We start from the raw sequence: 18,408 nt of genomic DNA on the forward strand, positions 1-18,408 counted from the left end.
TCAGGGGCGGCCGGCGGGCGCGGCAGGTGCCGCCATCAGCATGTCGCGCAGCCGGCGCTGCAGCGGGGTGGCCTCGGCGTCGGGCACGCGGCCGGCTTCGCGCAGCGCGATGTCTCGGCTCTGGCCGTCGTGCAGGTCGATCTCGCGCACCACCTGCCCCTGGTGGTAGACGAAAGCCGTGTCGGCCAGCGCGAGCACGTCGTCGATGTCGTGCGTGATCATCAGCACCGGAATGCCCCACTGGCGCCGGACCTGGGCCAGTTCGGTGCGCAGTTCGTGCCGCAGCATCGGGTTGAGCGCGGCGAAAGGTTCGTCGAGCAGCAGCAGCTGCGGCTCGCAGGCGAGCGCGCGCGCCAGGGCCACGCGCTGCTGCTGGCCGCCCGAGAGCTTGCCCGGCCGGCTGTCGGCCAGGGCCGCGAGGCCGAAGCCTTCGAGCAGCGCCTGCACGCGCTCGGCATCGCGCGGCGGCAGCCGGCGCCGGTGCCAGGCGGTGAGCCCGAACGCCACGTTCTCGCGCACCGACAGGTGCGGAAACAGCGCGTAGTGCTGGAACAGGTAGCCGATGCGCCGCGCCGGCGCCGGCAGGTCGATGCCGCGTGCCGCGTCGTAGAGCGTGCGCCCGCCGATCCGCACATGGCCCGCCGACGGACGCTGCAGCCCGGCGATCGCCTGCAGCGTGAGCGTCTTGCCCGCGCCCGACGGGCCGTAGAGCGCGGCAAAAGGCACGTCGGTCGCGAAGCGCGCCGCGAGTTCGAAGCGCCGCGCACCGTCGGTCACCGCGAGTTGGAGGTCGACGTCGATCATGGCGCGCCGAAGCCGTGGCGTGCGAGCACCTCGCGCGCCGCGTCGCTCGAAAGAAAGGCGACGAAGTCGCCCGCGAGCGCTTTCTGCCGGCTGTCGGCCACCACCGCCACCGGGTAGCGCACCGGCGCACCGCCGCCGGGCGCGAGCACCACGCGGAGCTTCGCGGCCTGCGCGGCGGCGTCGGTGCGGTAGACGAAGCCCGCCTCGACCTCGCCGCGCGCCACATAGTCGAGCACCTGGCGCACGCTGTCCGCCTGCACGAACTTCGGCTCGAGCACGGCCCAGAGCCCCGCCGCCTCGAGCACCTGCCGCGTGTAGCGGCCGACCGGCACGGTGGCAGTCTTGCCGACCGCGATGCGGTGGACGCCGGGGCCCGCCAGGTCGGCCAGCGTGCGCAGGCCGGCGCCGCCCTGCAGCGGCTCGACCAGCACCAGCGCATTGCGCGCGAAGTCGCGGCGTGTGGCAACTTCGATGCGCTTCTGCGCGGCGCCGCGGTCCATCGTCTCCTGGTCGGCGCTCGCGAACACATCGACCGGTGCGCCCTGCGCGATCTGCTGCAGCAGCACGCCCGAGGCCGCGAAATTGAAGCGCACCGTGGCGCCGGGCTTCGCGGCCTCGAACGTCGGCCCGAGTTCCTTGAACGCATCGGTCAGGCTCGCGGCCGCCGAGACGGTGAGCTGCTGCGCCGCCGCCAGCCCGGGCATCAGCGCCACCGCGAGAAGAAGGATCGACAGGAAACGCCAGGGTCGCATGGAAAGATGCCTCGGGGTTCAGCGCAATGAGAAGAAGCGGTTCGACAGCACCAGCACCGTGATCGACAGCAGCGAGGTCACCACCACGAGCAGCAACGCCAGATCGTCATGGCCGGCCTGCGCGGCGTCGTAGATCGCCATCGAGAGCGTCTGGGTCTGGCCGGGAATGGAGCCGGCCACCATCAACGATGCGCCGAACTCGCCCATGGCCCGTGCGAAAGCCAGCAGCGTGCCGGCCAGGATGCCGGGCCAGGCCAGCGGCAGCGTGATGCGCAGGAACACCGAGAACCTCGACTGGCGCAGCGTGCTCGCGGCATCCTCGAGCGAGCGGTCCACGCCCGCGAAGGCCGCGCTGGCCGACTTGAGCACCAGCGGCAGCGCCACGACGGCCGACGCCACCACGGCGCCGTGCCAGCTGAAGATGATCGTGTAGTCGAAGTGCGTGCGCAGCCACTCGCCGAGTGGGCTGCGGCGCCCCGCGGCGACGAGGATCGCGTAGCCGATGACGGTGGGCGGCAGCACCAGCGGCAGCATGCACACCGCCTCCAGCACCGTGCGCCCCGGAAAGCGCTTGCGCGCGAACACCCAGCCCAGCGCCACGCCGGCCACGAGCGCGAGCAGGGTCGCGGCCGCAGCCACCTTGAGCGACAACACCAGCGGGAACCAGTCGGTCGAGGCGATGAGGGATGTCGTCGTATTCATGGCGATACAGCGCAATTGTTGCACAGCCGCCTGCTGGCCCCCACAGCGGGAAAGGTGCGGTAGAGCTCGACAACGCCGATATCCCGCGGAATACAGCGCGGGCAGGCTCAGGAGGCGTACGGGGTCAGGGCGCCAGAAGCCGCGTCAGCGCGCGCACGTCGGCCGCCGTGGCAAGGCGGGCTGCGCTCTCGATGGCGCGGTAGTGCTTGACGATCTCTTCGCCGACCGGCGTGAGCGCCGTGCCGCCGCCGCGCGAGCCGCCGGCCGCTGTGTTCACGGCCGGCGAGGCCAGCGCCTTGTTCATCTCGTCGATCAGCAGCCAGGCACGCCGGTACGACATGCCGAGCTGGCGCGCCGCGGCAGAGATGGAGCCGGTTTCTGCCACTGCCTCCAGCACGGCGATCTTGCCGGGGCCGATGGCGATGCTGTCGTCCCGGTAGATGCGCAGGCGGAACTGGACGCGGGTGGGGGTCATGCCGGTGGGATGAACGGTGCAAAAGGAAAGACGGGCGCAGAGGTTAAACCATGCGCCCGCCCCTCCCTCGCCGCCCGTGCGGCGGCGATCAGTCGACCGTCGCGGCCACGGCGCCGGAGCCGTAGCCGGCCGCCGCCATCGGCTGGCCGCCGCGCGTGACCCGCACCGCGCAGTACTTGAACTCCGGGATCTTGCCGAGCGGATCGAGCGCGGCATTGGTCATGAGGTTGGCCGCCGCCTCGTAGTAGGCGAACGGAACGAAGACCGCGCCGGTCGGCGTGCCGTCGTCGCGCCGCACGTGAATCGCCACCTCGCCGCGGCGCGACTGCACGGTGATCACGTCGCCGGCCTCGAGGCCGAGTGCCTGCAGGTCGCCCTGGTTCATCGAGGCGGTGGCCATCGGCTCGAGCGCGTCGAGCACGCTGGCGCGCCGCGTCATGCTGCCGGTGTGCCAGTGCTCGAGCTGGCGGCCCGTGATGAGCACGAACGGATACTCGGCGTCGGGCCGCTCGTCGGCCGGAATGATGTCCGCAGGCACCAGCTTCACGCGGCCGTCGGCGGTCGGGAAGTCGTCGATGAACACGGTCGGCTGGCCCGGGTCTTCCTCGCTCAGGCAGGGGTAGGTCACGCTCGAATCGCGCTGCAGCCGCTCCCAGCTGATGCCGCTGATCACCGCATGCATGGCCTGGCGCATCTCCTCGTACACCGCGGCCACGCCGGCTTCCTCGCCTTCGTAGTTCCACTGCAGGCCCATGCCCTGGGCGATCTGCTGGATGATCCAGAGGTCGCCGCGCGCGTCGCCCGGTGGGTTGAGCGCGCGCTTGCCGAGCTGCACCATCCGGTCGGTGTTGCTCACCGTGCCGGTCTTCTCGGGCCAGGCGCTCGCGGGCAGCACCACGTCGGCGAGCCACGCGGTCTCGGTCATGAAGATGTCCTGCACCACCAGGTGCTCCAGGCTGGCCAGCGCATGCCGCGCATGGTTCAGGTCGGGGTCGCTCATGGCCGGGTTCTCGCCCATGATGTACATGCCGCGCACCTTGTGCGGATCGGTGTCGGGCGCGAGCGCCTTGTGCATGATCTCGACCACGGTGTAGCCCGGCGTCGCGTCGAGCGGCATGCCCCAGAAGTTCTCGAACCACGCATGCACCGCGGGGTTGTCCACGCGCTGGTAGTTCGGGAACATCATCGGGATGAGGCCCGCGTCGCTCGCGCCCTGCACGTTGTTCTGGCCGCGCAGCGGATGCAGACCCGAACCGGGCTTGCCGATCTGCCCGGTCACCGTGGCCAGCGCGATCAGGCAGCGCGCGTTGTCGGTGCCGTGCACGTGCTGGCTCACGCCCATGCCCCAGAGGATCATCGCGCCCTTGGCGGTGGCAAAGGCGCGCGCAACCTCGCGCAGCGTCTCGGCCGGCACGCCGCAGATCGGCGCCATCGCCTCGGGGCTGTAGCCCTTGACGTTCTCGCGCAGCGCCTCGTAGTTGCTGGCGCGCATGCGCACGAAGGCTTCGTCGACCAGCCCCTCGTCGATCACCGCATGGATCAGCGCGTTGAGCATGGCCACGTCGGTGTCGGCCTTGAACTGCAGCGTGCGCCAGGCATGGCGGCTGATGTCGGTGCGGCGCGGGTCGGCCAGCACGATCTTCGCGCCGCGCTGGGCCGCGTTCTTCATCCAGGTGGCAGCCACGGGATGGTTGGCCGTGGGGTTGGAGCCGATCACGAAGATGAGCTCGGCATGCTCCACGTCGTTGACCTGGTTGCTCACCGCGCCCGAACCCACGCCTTCGAGTAACGCGGCCACGCTGGAGGCGTGGCACAGCCGGGTGCAGTGGTCGATGTTGTTGCTGCCGAAGCCGGTGCGCACCAGCTTCTGGAACAGGTAGGCCTCCTCGTTGCTGCCCTTGGCCGAGCCGAAGCCCGCGAGCGACTTGGGCCCGTAGGTGTCTCGCAGGCCCGAAAGGCTGCCCGTGGTGAAGGCCAGCGCCTCTTCCCAGGTGGCTTCGCGGAAGTACTCGCTCCAGTCGCCGGGCCGCGGCGCGTCGCCGAAGTCCTTCGGCATGCCGGGCTTGCGGATCAGCGGCTTGGTCAGGCGCTGCGGATGGTGGGCGTAGTCGAAACCGAAGCGGCCCTTCACGCACAGGCGGTTGTGGTTGGCCGGGCCGTCGCGGCCGTCGACGCTGACGATCTTTTCGTCCTTGACGTTGTAGGTGACCAGGCAGCCCACGCCGCAGAACGGGCACACCGAATCGACCTTGCGGTCGACCTGCTGCGAGCCGATGTGGCTCTTGGGCATCAGCGCGCCGGTGGGACAGGCCTGCACGCACTCGCCGCAGGCCACGCAGGTGCTGTCGCCCATCGGGTCGTCGAGGTCGAACACGATCTTGCTGTCCGCGCCGCGCATGGCGTAGCCGATGACGTCGTTGACCTGCTCCTCGCGGCATGCGCGCACGCAGCGGTTGCACTGGATGCAGGCATCGAGGTTGACCGCCATCGCGGGGTGCGAGATATCGGTCTTCGGCTGCTCGCGGCGCAGCGCCTTGAGCTCGGGCCGCACCGCGATGTCGAGCTTGCCGGCCCATTCGCTGAGCTCGCCGTGCTGGCGGGTGGCGTCGTCGCCGATCCACTTGTAGCCCTGGTCGGGCATGTCGGACAGCAGCATCTCGACGACCATCTTCTGGCTCTTGAGTGCGCGTTCGCTGGTGGCCTGCACTTCCATGCCGGCCGTCACGTTGCGGCAGCAGCTGGGCGCGAGCACGCGCTCGCCCTTGATCTCGACCACGCACGCGCGGCAGTTGCCGTCGGCGCGGTAGCCGTCCTTGTAGCAAAGGTGCGGAATCTCCACGCCATGGCGCTCGGCCGCCTTGTAGATGGTCTCGCCATCGAAGGCCTGGATGGCTTTGCCGTCGAGCGTGAATTCGATGGTTTGCGGCATCAGCTCCGCGAGCTTCGACGGGGCGTTCATGCCACCTCCTCCGGAAAGTACTGTTGAATGCAACGGATGGGGTTGGGGGCGGCCTGGCCGAGGCCGCAGATGGACGCATCGCCCATGACCTGGGCCAGGTCCTCGAGCGTGGCGCTGTCCCACACCGGCGCCTCCATCAGCGCGGCCGCCTTGGCGGTGCCGACGCGGCACGGCGTGCACTGGCCGCAGCTCTCGTGCTCGAAGAAGCGCATCACGTTGAGCGCGGCGTCGCGCGCGCGGTCGTGCTGACTCAGCACCATCACCGCCGCCGAGCCGATGAAGCAGCCGTGCGGCTGCAGCGTGTCGAAGTCGAGCGGGATGTCGTTCATGCGCGCCGGCAGGATGCCGCCCGAGGCGCCGCCCGGCAGGTAGGCATAGAGCGTGTGGCCGTCGAGCATGCCGCCGCAGTACTCGTCGATGAGTTCCTGCACCGTGATGCCCGCGGGCGCGAGCTTGACGCCCGGGTGCTTCACGCGCCCGCTGACGCTGAAGCTGCGCAGGCCCTTGCGGCCATGGCGGCCGAAGCCGCTGAACCAGTCCGCGCCCTTCTGCACGATGTCACGCACCCAGTAGAGGGTCTCGAAGTTGTGCTCGAGCGTCGGCCGGCCGAACAGGCCGACCTGCGCGATGTAGGGCGGGCGCATGCGCGGTTCGCCGCGCTTGCCTTCGATGCTCTCGATCATGGCCGACTCTTCGCCGCAGATGTAGGCACCCGCGCCGCGGCGCAGTTCGATGCGCAGCAGCGCGCACGGCGGGTCGGCCTGGAGCCGGGCCAGTTCGGCCTGCAGCAGCGCGCGGCAGTCGTGGTATTCGTCGCGCAGGTAGATGTAGCACTGCTCGATGCCGACGATCTGCGCCGCCACCAGCAGGCCTTCGAGAAAGCGATGCGGATCGCGTTCGAGGTAGGTGCGGTCCTTGAAGGTGCCGGGCTCGCCCTCGTCGATGTTGACCGCCATGACCCGCGGCGCCGGCTGGTCGCGCACGATGCGCCACTTGCGCCCGGCCGGAAAGCCCGCGCCGCCGAGACCGCGCAGGCCCGAGTCTTCCATCGCCTTGAGCACCGCCTCGGCGTCGTGTTCGCCGTTCACCAGCGCAGCGGCCAGCGCATAGCCGCCGTTCGCGCGGTAGGTCGCGTAGTCGGTGAAGGCCGGCATGCGCTCGATGGCGCCGGGCAGCGGCGAGATGCTCTTCTCGGCGAACTGCGCGGCGTCGAAGTAGGCCACCACGGCCTGTTCGCCGGGGCCGGATGTCAGCGCCTGCAGCACCCGGGCCTCGGTGGCCAGCGGCACCGCCTGCTGGTCGACCACCGCCACCGGCGCCTGCTCGCAGCGCCCGACGCAGGGCGCCGCGATCACGCGCACTTCTTCGCCGTCCACGGCGCCGAGCAGCGCGGGCAGCCGCGCGAGCAGGTCCTTCGCGCCGGCCAGTTCGCAGGCCAGGCCATCGCACACGCGCACCGTGAGCCCGGGCGCGGCCTCGTCGCCGCGCACCACTTCGAAGTGGTGGTAGAAGGTCGCGACCTCGTAGACCTCGGCCATCGGAACGTTCATCTCGCGCGCCAGCGCCACCAGGTGGCGGTCGTGCAGACAGCGGAACGCGTCGTTGAGCTTGTGCAGGTGCTCGATGAGCAGGTCGCGCCGGTGGCCCTCGGGCGGGCGCGCGCCGATCAGTGCGCGTACCTCGACGAGCGCGGCCTCCTCGGGCTGGCGGCCCTTGAGCTTGCTCTTGCGGCGGATGCGCTCGCGCATCTCGTCGGGCGTGGCGAGCGGCACGATCGTGTGCGTGCTGCGGGGGGTCGCTGTTGTCTCGCGGGACGGGGCTGGGTGGTTGTTCACTGCCTGGGCCTTTTTTTCGCTTTGCTTCGATGTCTCTGGCTAGCCCCCTTCGGCAATCGCTTTCACAGGGGTCGGCCGAGTGTGTGGGCCGCTCCCGGGCGCGTCAAATTCGATCGGAACATCGATCGATTCAATAACTAAATGGCTATGGATGGCCGGCGTCGCCCTTAGGCGCCGGCGAAGGCGCTATTCGCCGAGCGCGCCGCTGTGCAGCCGCACCTGCTCGCGCCAGGCCGGCGTCTGCAGGAACACCAGCGCGGCGTCGAGCGCCCGCGAGGGCCGCACGCCCGTCTGGGTCATGAAACCCAGCGGCGTCTTGACCTCGGGCGCCACGAGCGGCAGCGCCTCGAGCTCGCGGTAGCTGCGCACCGCCGCCACCATCGAACCCGGCAGCACGCTGCTGACCGAGCCCGCGAGCACCGCCAGGGCAAGGGTAAGTACCGAGTTGGTCTCGATCGCGGGCGCCAGCGCGACGCCGGCCTCGCGCAGCGCCTGGTCGATGATCGAGCGGTTGTGCATGTCGGGCGTGAGCAGGCACAGCGGCAGCTGGCCGGCCTCGGCCCAGGACACCGGCTGGCCAATGCGCAGCTGGTCCTTGGAGGGACGCGCCGCACGCCGCAGCAGGTAATAGTGCTCGACGCTCTGCGGCCAGGCCGTGAGCTTGATGCCGGGCAGGTGCATGCGCTCGATGTAGCCGAGCGCGAGGTCGATGGTCAGGCTCTCGAGGCCCGTTTCGAGGTCTTGCGAGCTCATCGACAGCACCGCGGGCACGATGCCGGAGTGCAGCTCCTGCAGCATGGCGGCGAAGCGCGACAGCATCGGAATGGCCGTAGGCACCGCGGCCATGCGCAGCTTTCCGCGCGGGTGGCCTTCCTCGCTGCGCAGTTCCTGCTGCAGCACCTCGTTGTCGCGCAGCATGCGCTGGGCGGTGGCCAGCACCCGCTCGCCCTCATGCGTGAGGCCCACGTACACGCGCGCCCGCTTGACGATGACCACGCCGAACTCGGCCTCCAGCGAGCGCAGCGCGTTCGACAGCGCCGGCTGCGTGATGTGGCAGGCCTGCGCCGCGCGCCCGAAATGCTTGTGCTCGCTGAGTGCGACCAGGTAGCGCATGGACGCGAGGAGGTTCACGCCGCGCTGCCGGTCAGGTGTTCTTGCTGACCGTGATGGTCGGGAACTTGGCCGAGAAATCCTTCGCCTTCTCTGCGATGCCCACGGCAACGCGGCGCGCCACGGCCTTGTAGATGCCGGCCACTTCGCCGTCGGGATCGGCCACCACGGTCGGCTTGCCGCTGTCGGCCTGCAGCCGGATCTGGATGTCGAGCGGCAGCGCGCCCAGGTATTCCATCTGGTACTGCTCGGCCATCTTCTTGCCGCCTTCGGAACCGAAGATGTGCTCGACGTGGCCGCAGTTCGAGCAGATGTGCACCGCCATGTTCTCCACGATGCCCAGGATCGGCACGCCGACCTTCTCGAACATCTTGATGCCCTTCTTCGCGTCGAGCAGCGCGATGTCCTGCGGCGTGGTGACGATCACCGCGCCGGTCATCGGCACGCGCTGCGACAGCGTCAGCTGGATGTCGCCGGTGCCGGGTGGCATGTCGACGATCAGGTAGTCCAGGTCCTTCCAGTTGGTCTGGCGCAGCAGCTGCTCCAGCGCCTGGGTGGCCATCGGACCGCGCCAGATCATGGCCTCGTCCTGGTCGACCAGGAAGCCGATCGACATCACCTGCACGCCGTGGTTCTCGAGCGGCTCCATGGTCTTGCCGTCCTCGCTCTCGGGGCGGCCTTCGATGCCCAGCATCATCGGCTGGCTCGGGCCGTAGATATCGGCGTCGAGCAGCCCGACCGAGGCCCCTTCGGACGCCAGCGCGAGCGCCAGGTTGGCGGCCGTGGTGCTCTTGCCCACGCCGCCCTTGCCCGAGGCCACGGCAATGATGTTCTTGACGTTGGGCATCAGCTGCACGCCGCGCTGCACAGCGTGGCTGATGACCTTGGTGACGATGTTGACCGACACGTTCTCCACGCCGGGCAGTGCCTTGGCGGCGGCCACCAGCGCCTTGCGCATTGCCGCGTGCTGGCTCTTGGCCGGATAGCCGAGCTCGAGGTCGAAGGACACGTCCCCCTCGGAAATCTGAACGTTCTTGAGCGACCGGGTTGCCGTGAAGGCCTTGCCGGTGTTCGGGTCCTGAGCGCTCTGCAGGGCGCCCATCAGCGCCTCTTGGGTGATAGCCATTGATCTAACTCCTGAATGGCGGGTAGTCTAGTGGCTTGCTCCGGGAGCGTATGGGCCGGCCCCGTTCGCCTTGGCCCCGCTGGGGACAACGCGGCCGGCACCGATGCCGCCGCTTCACCCCGCCTCTGAAATCCCGAGCTCCGAACACACGCGCGCGAGCAGCGTCTTGAGCGAAGCCACCTCGCCTTCGAGCCGAGCCACGTTGGCCTTGAGCGCAGCCATTTCCCCGAGCGGATCGTCGTGCGCGGCGCGCGGCGCATCGGCCGGCCCCGCGGCCTCCTCGGCAGGCGCACCGCTCAGCAGGTGCGCCCAGCGGCTTTCGCGCGCGCCGGGCAGGCGCGCCAGCTTGACCACGAGCGCCCCGGCCGGGCGTTCGGCCATCTCTTCGAGGAAGCCCTCGACCGAGGAGATGTCGGCGAAGTTGTGCATGCGGTCGCAGGCGATGCGCAGTTCGCCGGCGGTCTGCGGTCCGCGCAGCATCAGCACCGTCAGCAGGGCCACCGATTGCGAGGGAATGCGCAGCACGCGGTCGATGTTGTGCTCGTAGCGGAAGCTGCGCCCGCCGCTGGTTTCCGCCACCAGGCTGTAGCCCTTGAGACTGTCGAGGGCGGCCTGCACCTGCGCCTCGCTCAGCTCGAGCACCGGGTTGCGGCTGGTCTTCTGGTTGCAGCCGGAGATCAGCGAATTGAGCGTCAGCGGGTAGCTGTCGGGCACCGTGCGCTGCTTTTCGGCCAGCACGCCGAGCACGCGGGTTTCGAGCAGCGACAGAACCGGCACGGGGGGCAACGAAGACATGGCGCGAGGTTTCCTTGTTTTGCGTCAGCCGCCGTGGATGCGGGCCACCAGCGCCTTCGTGAAGGCCTCGGTGTTCGCGCTGCCGCCGAGGTCGCCGGTGCGCACCTTGTCGATGTTGAGGGTGTCGTCGATCGCCTGGCGCAGGCGCGCGGCGAGGTCGGTGCGCTTGACGTGGTCGAGCATCAGCGCGGCGGCCAACAGCAGTGCGGTCGGGTTGGCGATGCCCTTGCCCGCGATGTCGGGCGCCGAGCCGTGCACCGCCTCGAAGATCGCCGCATCGGCGCCGATGTTCGCGCCGGGCGCCATGCCCAGGCCGCCGACCAGCCCCGCCACCAGGTCGGACAGGATGTCGCCGAACAGGTTGGTCGTTACCAGCATGTCGAACTGCCACGGGTTCAGCACCAGCTTCATCGCACAGGCGTCGACGATGATGGTGTCGAGCTCGAACCGGCCCTTGTACTTGCGCTCGTAGAGGTCGAGCCCGGTCTCGAGGAACAGGCCGGTCAGCACCTTCATGATGTTGGCCTTGTGCACCAGCGTGACCTTCTTGCGGCCGGTGGTGATGGCCGTCTCGAACGCGTATTCGAGCAGGCGCAGGCAGCCCTGGCGCGTGTTGATGCCGGTGGCCATGCCCACGGCATGCGGATCGCCGTCGATGCGCACATAGTGCTCGTGGCCGATGTAGAGGCCCTCGAGGTTCTCGCGCACGACCATCAGGTCGACCTTGTCGAAGCGCCCGCCCGGAATGATGGTGCGCGCGGGGCGCAGGTTGGCATAGAGCTGGAATTCCTCGCGCAGCCGCACGTTCGACGAGCGGTAGCCGCCGCCCGACGGCGTCTCGAGCGGGCCCTTCAGGGCGAGGCGGGTGCGGCGGATGCTGTCGAGCGTGGCCTGGGGCAGCGGATCGCCCGCGGCCTGGACGCCGCCGAGGCCTGCGATCTGGGTGTCCCAGGTGAAAGGCGCCTTCAGCGCGTCGAGTGCGGCGAGCGTGGCATCGACGATTTCGGGGCCGATGCCATCGCCGGGGATCAGGGTTGCGGGAATGGGGGTGGAAGTCATCGGCGCGGTCTCGCTGTGTGTATCGAACCCCGAAGCATACGTCGCGTGCGGGACAGGCCCGGGTGACCCCACGCCACGCGCAGCGTCGGCCCGCTCCGGCGGCGCGTGCCCGGCGGCGGCACCTAAAATGACGGGTTCCTCCCGCCAGCCACTCCCGAAAGCGCCCTCCGATGTCCGCCCCGCGCAAGCTCTTCGTCACCACCGCCCTGCCCTATGCCAACGGCAAGTTCCATATCGGCCACATGATGGAATACATCCAGGCCGACATCTGGGTGCGGAACCAGCGGATGAACGGCGCCGAGGTCAATTTCGTCTGCGCCGACGACGCGCACGGCGCGGCCATCACCATCGCTGCCGACAAGGCCGGCGTGACGCCGCAGGCCTTCGTGGCCGAGATCGCGGCAGGCCGCAAGCCCTACCTCGACGGCTACTACATCTCGTTCGACAACTGGCACTCGACCGACGCGCCCGAGAACCACCAGCTCGCGCAGGACATCTACCGGGACCTGCGCAAGAACGGGCTCATCGCCACCAAGAGCGTCGAGCAGTTCTACGATCCGGCCAAGGGCTTGTTCCTGGCCGACCGCTTCATCAAGGGCGAATGCCCGAACTGCCACGCGAAGGACCAGTACGGCGACAACTGCGAGGTCTGCGGCGCGGTCTACGCACCGACCGAGTTGATCGAGCCGTATTCGGCGCTCTCGGGCGTCAAGCCCGAGCTGCGCAGCTCGGAACACTTCTTCTTCAAGCTGTCGGACCCACGCTGCGAGGCCTTCCTGAAGGACTGGACCGCCGCGCCCGGCCACGTGCAATCCGAGGTGCAGAACAAGATTCGCGAGTGGCTCTACAAGGACGACGAGGGCAAGGGCGGCCTGGGCGACTGGGACATCAGCCGCGACGCGCCCTACTTCGGCATCGAGATCCCCGACGCGCCGGGCAAGTACTTCTACGTGTGGCTCGACGCGCCCGTGGGCTACCTGGCCTCGCTCAAGAACCTGCTCGACAAGCGCTGCATCGAACTGGGCGGCGACGGCATCTCCTACACCGAGTACATGGCCGACCCCGACCTTGAGCAGGTGCACTTCATCGGCAAGGACATCATCACCTTCCACACGCTCTTCTGGCCCGCGATGCTGCATTTCAGCGGCCGCAAGGCGCCCGACGCGGTGTACGTGCACGGCCACCTCACGGTGAGCGGCGAGAAGATGAGCAAGAGCCGCGGCACCGGCATCGACCCGCTGCGCTACCTGTCGATCGGCCTCGACCCCGAGTGGCTGCGCTACTACATCGCGGCCAAGCTCAATGGGCGCAACGAGGACATCGACTTCAATCCCGAGGACTTCGTCGCGCGCGTCAACAGCGACCTCGTGGGCAAGTACATCAACATCGCGAGCCGTGCGGCCGGCTTCATCGGCAAGCGCTTCGGCGGCAAGCTCGGCGAGGTGTCGGCCGACGGCGATGCGCTGCTGTTCGCGCTGCGCGACGCGGCACCGCAGCTGCATTCGCTCTACGACGGGCGCGACTACGCCCGCGCGCTACGCGAGACGATGGCGCTCGCCGACAAAGTGAACGAGTACGTCGACCAGAACAAGCCCTGGGAACTCGCCAAGAAGGAAGGCCAGGAGGGGCGGCTGCACGACGTGTGCACCGTCTGCATCGAGGCCTTCCGCATGCTCACGCTGTATCTGAAGCCGGTACTGCCTGCGCTCGCGACGAAGGTCGAGGCCTTCCTCGGGATTGCCCCGTTGACCTGGGCCGACGCCGCCCAGGCGCTGCCCGTGGGCCATGCCATCGGCGAATACAAGCACCTGATGCAGCGCGCCGACGCCAAGATGGTCGACAAGCTGTTCGACGCGCCCGAGCCGGCAGCAGCAGCAGCAGCAGCGCCGGCCACCGCCGCCGATGCCCAGGCGCTGCCGGGCGGCGAAGCGCTGGCGCCGACCATCACGATCGACGACTTCGCGAAGATCGACCTGCGCATCGCCAAGATCGTGGCCTGCGAGAAGGTCGAGGGCTCGACCAAGCTGCTGCGGCTGACGCTCGACGCGGGCGAAGGAACCGACCCGCAGGGGAGTCCAGTGCTGCGCAACGTGTTCAGCGGCATCGCCTCTGCCTACCAGCCCGAGCAGCTCGTGGGCAAGCTCACGGTGCTGGTCGCCAACCTCGCGCCACGCAAGATGAAGTTCGGCGTCAGCGAGGGCATGGTGCTGGCCGCGAGCCACGCCGACGAGAAAGCCCAGCCCGGCATCCACGTGCTCGAACCCTGGCCCGGCGCGACGGCCGGCATGCGGGTGCGCTGAAGCACGCCGCGCCCATGCTGCCCACCCTCGAGATCGACGGCCACGTCGCCACCCTCGCGCTGCGCCGTCCGCAGGCCGCCAACAAGCTGACGCCCGAAGACCTGCCCGAACTCGTTCGCCATGTGGAGACGGTGAACGGCTCACCCGAGGTGCTGGTGCTGGTCGTCCGCTCCGAAGGCAAGCACTTCTGCAGCGGCTACGACATCTCGGAGGTGGCCGCCAGCAGCCAGACCGAAGGCCGCAGCTTCGGAGAGATGGTCGATGCGCTGGAGAACTGCCGCGCCGTCACCATCGCGGCGGTGCATGGCGGCGTCTATGGCGGCGCCACCGACTTGGTGCTGGCCTGCGACTTCCGCGTGGGCGTGCGCAGCGCCGAGATGTTCATGCCGGCCGCGCGGCTCGGCCTGCACTACTATCAGAGCGGCATGGAGCGCTATGTCTCGCGGCTCGGGCTGGACATGGCCAAGCGGCTCTTCCTGACCGCCGAGAAGCTCGACGGCAGCGCGATGCGTGACTGCGGATTTTTCACGCACCTGGCCGACGACGCCGCGGCACTCGACGTGCAGGTGCAGCAGCTTCGCACCACGCTGGCCGGCATGGCGCCGCTGGCGCTGCTGGGCATGAAGAAGCACCTGAACCGGATCGCGCGCGGCACGGCCGATGCCGCCTCGATCCAGCGCGAGGTGCAGCGCACCGTCGCCTCCGAAGACCTGGCCGAGGGCGGCCGCGCCTGGCGCGAGAAGCGCCCACCGGTCTTCAAGGGGCGCTGAGCGGCCTTTCCTCGCCCGGCTGGCGCCACAGCGGGCCGGCGGTGCAAAATCCGCCGATGCAAAGCCATCGCCCCCGCTTCCGACTTTTCGTTCTCGCGGCGCTCGGCCTCGCAAGCGCCCTGCTGCTGGGCGGTTGCGCGGTGGTCGCCGTGGCCGGCACCGCGGTGAGCGTGGGCGCGGGTGCGGTGGGCCTTGCGGCCGATGCGGCCATCGGCACCGCGCGCATCACGGGCAAGGCGGTGGGCGCAGCCGCCGACGCGGTGATTCCCGACAGCGACTGACCGGTGCTGCGCCCGGCCGGCGTGCCGTCTTCGCGGCACGGGCGGCGGGTCACAATGGGCGCCACATGCAGTCACCGCTGACCCTCACCCGCTTTCGCCCGCGCCTGCTCGACGCCCTGGCGGACTACAACCGCACGCGCTTCTTCAAAGACCTCGGCGCCGGGGCCACCGTGGGCATCGTGGCGCTGCCGCTGGCCATGGCCTTCGCCATCGCCTCCGGGCTGCCGCCAGAGGCCGGCATCTGGACCGCGATCATCGCGGGCTTCCTGATCTCGCTCCTGGGCGGCTCGGCGGTGCAGATCGGCGGGCCGGCCGGCGCCTTCATCGTGATCGTCTACGGCATCGTCGAACGCTATGGCGTGGCGAACCTGCTGATATCGACCGCCTGCGCCGGCGTGCTGCTGTTCGCCGCCGGCCTGTTCGGGCTGGGGCGGCTCGTGCGCTTCGTGCCGCTGTCGATCGTGGTCGGCTTCACCAACGGCATCGCGGTGCTGATCCTGCTGTCGCAGCTCAAGGACCTGCTCGGGCTCTCGGTCGAAAAGATGCCGGCCGACGTGTTCTCGCAGCTGCATGCGATGGCGCTGCAGATCGGCACCTTCAACCCGTATGCCTTCGCGCTCGGTCTGGCTTGCGTGATCGGCTTGCTGGTCTGGCCGCTGCTGCTGCGTGAGGACTCGAAGCTCGGCCAATCGGTGCTCCGCATCGGCGGGCGCGTGGCGCGCACGCGCCTGGTCCAGGCCGGCGCACGACTGCCCGGCCCGATCGTCGCGCTGGTCACCCTGACGCTGGTGGCATGGGGTTTCGGCCTGCCGGTGGAAACCATCGGCAGCCGCTTCGGCGGCATTCCCGAGGGCCTGCCGGCGTTCGCGCTGCCCGATTTTTCGTGGGAAACCGTCAAGCAATTGGTCACGCCGACGCTCACCATCGCGCTGCTCGGCGCCATCGAGTCGCTGCTGTGCGCGCGCGTGGCCGACCAACTCGGCGACCAGCCGCGCCACGATCCGAACCAGGAACTGATGGCGCAGGGCATCGCCAACGTGGTCGCGCCCTTCTTCGGCGGCATGCCGGCCACCGGCACCATCGCACGCACCGTGACCAACATCCGCTCGGGCGGCACTTCGCCGGTCGCGGGCATGGTGCATGCGCTCACGCTGATGGTGGTCGTGCTGCTGGCCGCGCCGCTCGCGCGCCATGTGCCGCTGGCAGTGCTCGCGGGCATCCTGGTGTTCGTGGGCCTCAACATGGGCGAATGGCGCGAGTTCACGCCCGGGCAGTTGCGGCACTTCAGCCGCCACTACCGGCTGCTGATGCTCGGCACCTTCTTTCTCACCGTGGTGTTCGACCTCACGGTGGCGGTGCAGGTGGGCATCGTGCTGGCCTGCGCGCTGTTCATCCGGCGCATGAGTGGGCTGTTCAACGTTGAACTCGTCACGCTGCAGCCGCCGGTGCTGACCTACCGGCTCTACGGCGCGCTGTTCTTCGGCGCGGCAGCCAAGCTCGACGAGGCGGTCAATGCGGCCGAGAGCGCGCCGCGCGGCATGACGGTGGTGATCGACGCCACCTACCTGATCTACCTGGACGCCTCGGGTGTCGATGCGCTGCGCCAGCTGCACCGGGCGGTGCTGGCGCGCGGCGGGCTGCTGCGGCTCGAGTCGCTGCAGCCGCAGCCGCTTGAGGTGATCGTGCGCTCGGGATTTTCCGAAGAGCTGTTGACCGGTCAGCCGCGCGAGCCGGAGGCCGAAGGCCCCGGATCGCTGCACCGGTCCTAGGGCGGCCGAAGCTAGTTCGCCTCGGTGCTCCGGTCCGGCGAGGAGCCGCTGCGCACCACGCGCTGGTCGTCGTTGAGCACCGCGGTGAAGACCATCGGCGAATTGGGCGGCTGCACCCAGCGCCATTCCCATTCGTATTCGCGCCGCAGCGCGTAAGGCGTCACCTTGGCGGGCTTGCCGAGCAGCTTGCGCAGGTCTTCCATCGCCATGCCGGGCCGCACCCTGGCGAAGTTCTCGGGCGTGAGCACCTGGCGCAGCGCGCTCATCTTGCCGTCGGCGCCGATGGTGATCATGTAGTTCTTCTGGCCCTGCGGCTGCCGGTTGAATTCGAGCACGCGCCCGCCGGGCGCGTCCCAGACGTTCTCTGGCTCGCCGAACCGGGCGCGCACGTCGGCCTCTGTGGAAACGCCTTCCTCGAGTTCGCTGATGCGCTGCGGATCGCAGCCGGAAAGCCCGACCAACGCAGCCGCCGCCAGTGCCATTGCCGCGCCGATCCGGCGCCCGTGTCCTTGCTTCATGCCATCCCCGGTAAAATTCGCCGCTACAAAGGTCCAGTCTATGTCCATCTTCCGCCGCCCCCACTACACCTCCGAGATCACCAGCTTCATCGAGGAGATGAAAGCCAAGAAGCCGACGCTGGAGGCCGAACAGCGCGCCGGCCGCGCCCTGCTCTGGGACAAGCACCTCGACCGCAGCCTGCTCGAGGAATACAAGGAAGCCAACGTGCCGCAGCAGCCCTACGTCTACCAGACGAGCGGCAAGTGATGGCGCCTTGCGGTATCCGCGGTCCGTTGCGCAGCGCCCGACGCTATTAATTTGATAGCGCGCGCCCGCATGAAGGACAACGAGGACAACGACAAGCCCCTGGCCGGCATGCCCGAGGTGGTCGACCAGGTGGCGCTCGCACGGCTCTACGGCGAGCCGTTGTTCGCGATGCCGAAGGACCTGTACATCCCGCCCGAGGCGCTGCAGGTCTTCCTCGAGGCCTTCGAAGGCCCGCTGGACCTGCTGCTCTACCTCATCCGCAAGCAGAACTTCAACATCCTCGACATCCCGATGGCGGGGCTCACGCGGCAGTACCTGAGCTACGTCGACGAGATCCGCCAGACCAACCTCGAACTCGCGGCCGAGTACCTGCTGATGGCGGCGATGCTGATCGAGATCAAGTCGCGCATGCTGCTGCCGCCCAAGAAGGTGGCCGACGGCGAAGAGGCCGAAGACCCGCGCGCCGAACTCGTGCGCCGCCTGCTCGAGTACGAGCAGACCAAGCTCCAGGCCGCCGCCATCAATGCGCTGCCGACGTACGGCCGCGATTTCTGGAAGGGACAGGTCTACATCGAGCAGTCGCTCAAACCCCGCTTTCCCGATGTGAACGTGGTCGAGCTGCGCGACGCGTGGGCCGACATCATGAAGCGCGCCAAGCTCGTTCAGCACCACAAGATCTCGCGCGAGGAGCTCAGCGTGCGCGAGCACATGAGCATCGTGCTGCGCCACCTGCAGGGGCAGCGCTTCGTCGAGTTCGAGAAGCTGTTCGACGTGACCCGCGGCACGCCGGTGCTGATCGTCACCTTCATCGCGATGCTCGAGCTCGCCAAAGAGACGCTGATCGACATCACGCAGGCCGAGGCCTTCGCTCCGATCTACGTGCGCCTGGCGTATTCGCCGGCCTGA

17 protein-coding genes are annotated in these 18,408 nt (G+C 69.0%); 6 read left to right on the forward strand and 11 right to left on the reverse strand.

The window, feature by feature from the left end; all coding sequences use genetic code 11:
• The 10 genes from AC3A6R_RS20560 to AC3A6R_RS20605 form a co-directional block, all read right to left on the reverse strand.
• Complete coding sequence (locus tag AC3A6R_RS20560; protein WP_487865412.1) at positions 1 to 804, reverse strand: ABC transporter ATP-binding protein; 804 nt, start codon at positions 802 to 804, stop codon at positions 1 to 3.
• On the reverse strand, positions 801 to 1,556 hold the full coding sequence (modA, locus tag AC3A6R_RS20565) for a molybdate ABC transporter substrate-binding protein (RefSeq protein ID WP_487865413.1): 756 nt from the start codon (positions 1,554 to 1,556) through the stop codon (positions 801 to 803). The genes AC3A6R_RS20560 and modA overlap by 4 nt, the downstream gene beginning before the upstream one ends.
• Positions 1,557 to 1,574: 18 nt before the next feature.
• The gene (gene modB, locus AC3A6R_RS20570; RefSeq protein ID WP_487858515.1) at positions 1,575 to 2,258 is read right to left on the reverse strand and encodes a molybdate ABC transporter permease subunit; all 684 of its coding nucleotides are present in this window, start codon (positions 2,256 to 2,258) and stop codon (positions 1,575 to 1,577) included.
• Positions 2,259 to 2,382: 124 nt separating this feature from the next.
• On the reverse strand, positions 2,383 to 2,733 hold the full coding sequence (locus tag AC3A6R_RS20575; protein ID WP_487858516.1) for a winged helix-turn-helix domain-containing protein: 351 nt from the start codon (positions 2,731 to 2,733) through the stop codon (positions 2,383 to 2,385).
• Between the two features lie 88 nt (positions 2,734 to 2,821).
• The gene (fdhF, locus tag AC3A6R_RS20580) at positions 2,822 to 5,692 is read right to left on the reverse strand and encodes a formate dehydrogenase subunit alpha (RefSeq protein ID WP_487865414.1); all 2,871 of its coding nucleotides are present in this window, start codon (positions 5,690 to 5,692) and stop codon (positions 2,822 to 2,824) included.
• Complete coding sequence (locus AC3A6R_RS20585; protein ID WP_487865415.1) at positions 5,689 to 7,527, reverse strand: NAD(P)H-dependent oxidoreductase subunit E; 1,839 nt, start codon at positions 7,525 to 7,527, stop codon at positions 5,689 to 5,691. The genes fdhF and AC3A6R_RS20585 overlap by 4 nt, the downstream gene beginning before the upstream one ends.
• 186 nt (positions 7,528 to 7,713) lie before the next feature.
• The gene (locus tag AC3A6R_RS20590; RefSeq protein ID WP_487858519.1) at positions 7,714 to 8,658 is read right to left on the reverse strand and encodes a LysR substrate-binding domain-containing protein; all 945 of its coding nucleotides are present in this window, start codon (positions 8,656 to 8,658) and stop codon (positions 7,714 to 7,716) included.
• A 13-nt stretch (positions 8,659 to 8,671) separates the two neighbouring features.
• Positions 8,672 to 9,763 (reverse strand): iron-sulfur cluster carrier protein ApbC, encoded by a 1,092-nt coding sequence (gene apbC, locus AC3A6R_RS20595; protein ID WP_487858520.1) that lies wholly within the window; start codon positions 9,761 to 9,763, stop codon positions 8,672 to 8,674.
• Between the two features lie 114 nt (positions 9,764 to 9,877).
• Positions 9,878 to 10,558 (reverse strand): YceH family protein, encoded by a 681-nt coding sequence (locus AC3A6R_RS20600; RefSeq protein ID WP_487865416.1) that lies wholly within the window; start codon positions 10,556 to 10,558, stop codon positions 9,878 to 9,880.
• Between the two features lie 24 nt (positions 10,559 to 10,582).
• A complete protein-coding gene (locus AC3A6R_RS20605) occupies positions 10,583 to 11,617 on the reverse strand; it encodes an isocitrate/isopropylmalate dehydrogenase family protein (protein ID WP_487865417.1) in 1,035 nt (344 codons plus the stop codon).
• 170 nt (positions 11,618 to 11,787) lie between these two features.
• Between AC3A6R_RS20605 and metG the strand changes: the two genes are divergently transcribed.
• From metG to AC3A6R_RS20625, 4 genes are all read left to right on the forward strand, one after another.
• Complete coding sequence (metG, locus tag AC3A6R_RS20610; protein WP_487865418.1) at positions 11,788 to 13,917, forward strand: methionine--tRNA ligase; 2,130 nt, start codon at positions 11,788 to 11,790, stop codon at positions 13,915 to 13,917.
• A 14-nt stretch (positions 13,918 to 13,931) separates the two neighbouring features.
• Complete coding sequence (locus tag AC3A6R_RS20615; protein WP_487865419.1) at positions 13,932 to 14,687, forward strand: enoyl-CoA hydratase/isomerase family protein; 756 nt, start codon at positions 13,932 to 13,934, stop codon at positions 14,685 to 14,687.
• A 56-nt stretch (positions 14,688 to 14,743) separates the two neighbouring features.
• Positions 14,744 to 14,968, forward strand: coding sequence for a hypothetical protein (locus AC3A6R_RS20620; RefSeq protein ID WP_487858525.1), 225 nt, complete (start codon positions 14,744 to 14,746; stop codon positions 14,966 to 14,968).
• A 65-nt stretch (positions 14,969 to 15,033) separates the two neighbouring features.
• A complete protein-coding gene (locus tag AC3A6R_RS20625) occupies positions 15,034 to 16,737 on the forward strand; it encodes a SulP family inorganic anion transporter (RefSeq protein ID WP_487865420.1) in 1,704 nt (567 codons plus the stop codon).
• An 11-nt stretch (positions 16,738 to 16,748) separates the two neighbouring features.
• Here AC3A6R_RS20625 and AC3A6R_RS20630 read toward each other — a convergent pair whose 3' ends face one another.
• Entirely contained in the window at positions 16,749 to 17,255 is a 507-nt protein-coding gene (locus AC3A6R_RS20630) for an outer membrane protein assembly factor BamE (RefSeq protein WP_487865421.1), read from the reverse strand.
• Between the two features lie 40 nt (positions 17,256 to 17,295).
• On the opposite strand from AC3A6R_RS20630, the gene AC3A6R_RS20635 reads away from it, so the two are divergent.
• Together AC3A6R_RS20635 and AC3A6R_RS20640 are read left to right on the forward strand one after the other, a co-directional pair.
• On the forward strand, positions 17,296 to 17,502 hold the full coding sequence (locus tag AC3A6R_RS20635; protein WP_487858528.1) for a DUF3460 family protein: 207 nt from the start codon (positions 17,296 to 17,298) through the stop codon (positions 17,500 to 17,502).
• Between the two features lie 69 nt (positions 17,503 to 17,571).
• A complete protein-coding gene (locus tag AC3A6R_RS20640; RefSeq protein ID WP_487858529.1) occupies positions 17,572 to 18,408 on the forward strand; it encodes a segregation and condensation protein A in 837 nt (278 codons plus the stop codon).

The organism is Variovorax sp. Soil_C_19 (genome assembly GCF_057657255.1).

Bases quoted from the DNA above. Each gene is read 5' to 3' on its own strand.
- AC3A6R_RS20560 (WP_487865412.1), bottom strand. From the start codon at position 804: ATGATCGACGTCGACCTCCAACTCGCGGTGACCGACGGTGCGCGGCGC.
- modA (WP_487865413.1), bottom strand. From the start codon at position 1,556: ATGCGACCCTGGCGTTTCCTGTCGATCCTTCTTCTCGCGGTGGCGCTG.
- modB (WP_487858515.1), bottom strand. From the start codon at position 2,258: ATGAATACGACGACATCCCTCATCGCCTCGACCGACTGGTTCCCGCTG.
- AC3A6R_RS20575 (WP_487858516.1), bottom strand. From the start codon at position 2,733: ATGACCCCCACCCGCGTCCAGTTCCGCCTGCGCATCTACCGGGACGAC.
- fdhF (WP_487865414.1), bottom strand. From the start codon at position 5,692: ATGAACGCCCCGTCGAAGCTCGCGGAGCTGATGCCGCAAACCATCGAA.
- apbC (WP_487858520.1), bottom strand. From the start codon at position 9,763: ATGGCTATCACCCAAGAGGCGCTGATGGGCGCCCTGCAGAGCGCTCAG.
- AC3A6R_RS20600 (WP_487865416.1), bottom strand. From the start codon at position 10,558: ATGTCTTCGTTGCCCCCCGTGCCGGTTCTGTCGCTGCTCGAAACCCGC.
- AC3A6R_RS20605 (WP_487865417.1), bottom strand. From the start codon at position 11,617: ATGACTTCCACCCCCATTCCCGCAACCCTGATCCCCGGCGATGGCATC.
- metG (WP_487865418.1), top strand. From the start codon at position 11,788: ATGTCCGCCCCGCGCAAGCTCTTCGTCACCACCGCCCTGCCCTATGCC.
- AC3A6R_RS20615 (WP_487865419.1), top strand. From the start codon at position 13,932: ATGCTGCCCACCCTCGAGATCGACGGCCACGTCGCCACCCTCGCGCTG.
- AC3A6R_RS20620 (WP_487858525.1), top strand. From the start codon at position 14,744: ATGCAAAGCCATCGCCCCCGCTTCCGACTTTTCGTTCTCGCGGCGCTC.
- AC3A6R_RS20625 (WP_487865420.1), top strand. From the start codon at position 15,034: ATGCAGTCACCGCTGACCCTCACCCGCTTTCGCCCGCGCCTGCTCGAC.
- AC3A6R_RS20630 (WP_487865421.1), bottom strand. From the start codon at position 17,255: ATGAAGCAAGGACACGGGCGCCGGATCGGCGCGGCAATGGCACTGGCG.
- AC3A6R_RS20635 (WP_487858528.1), top strand. From the start codon at position 17,296: ATGTCCATCTTCCGCCGCCCCCACTACACCTCCGAGATCACCAGCTTC.
- AC3A6R_RS20640 (WP_487858529.1), top strand. From the start codon at position 17,572: ATGAAGGACAACGAGGACAACGACAAGCCCCTGGCCGGCATGCCCGAG.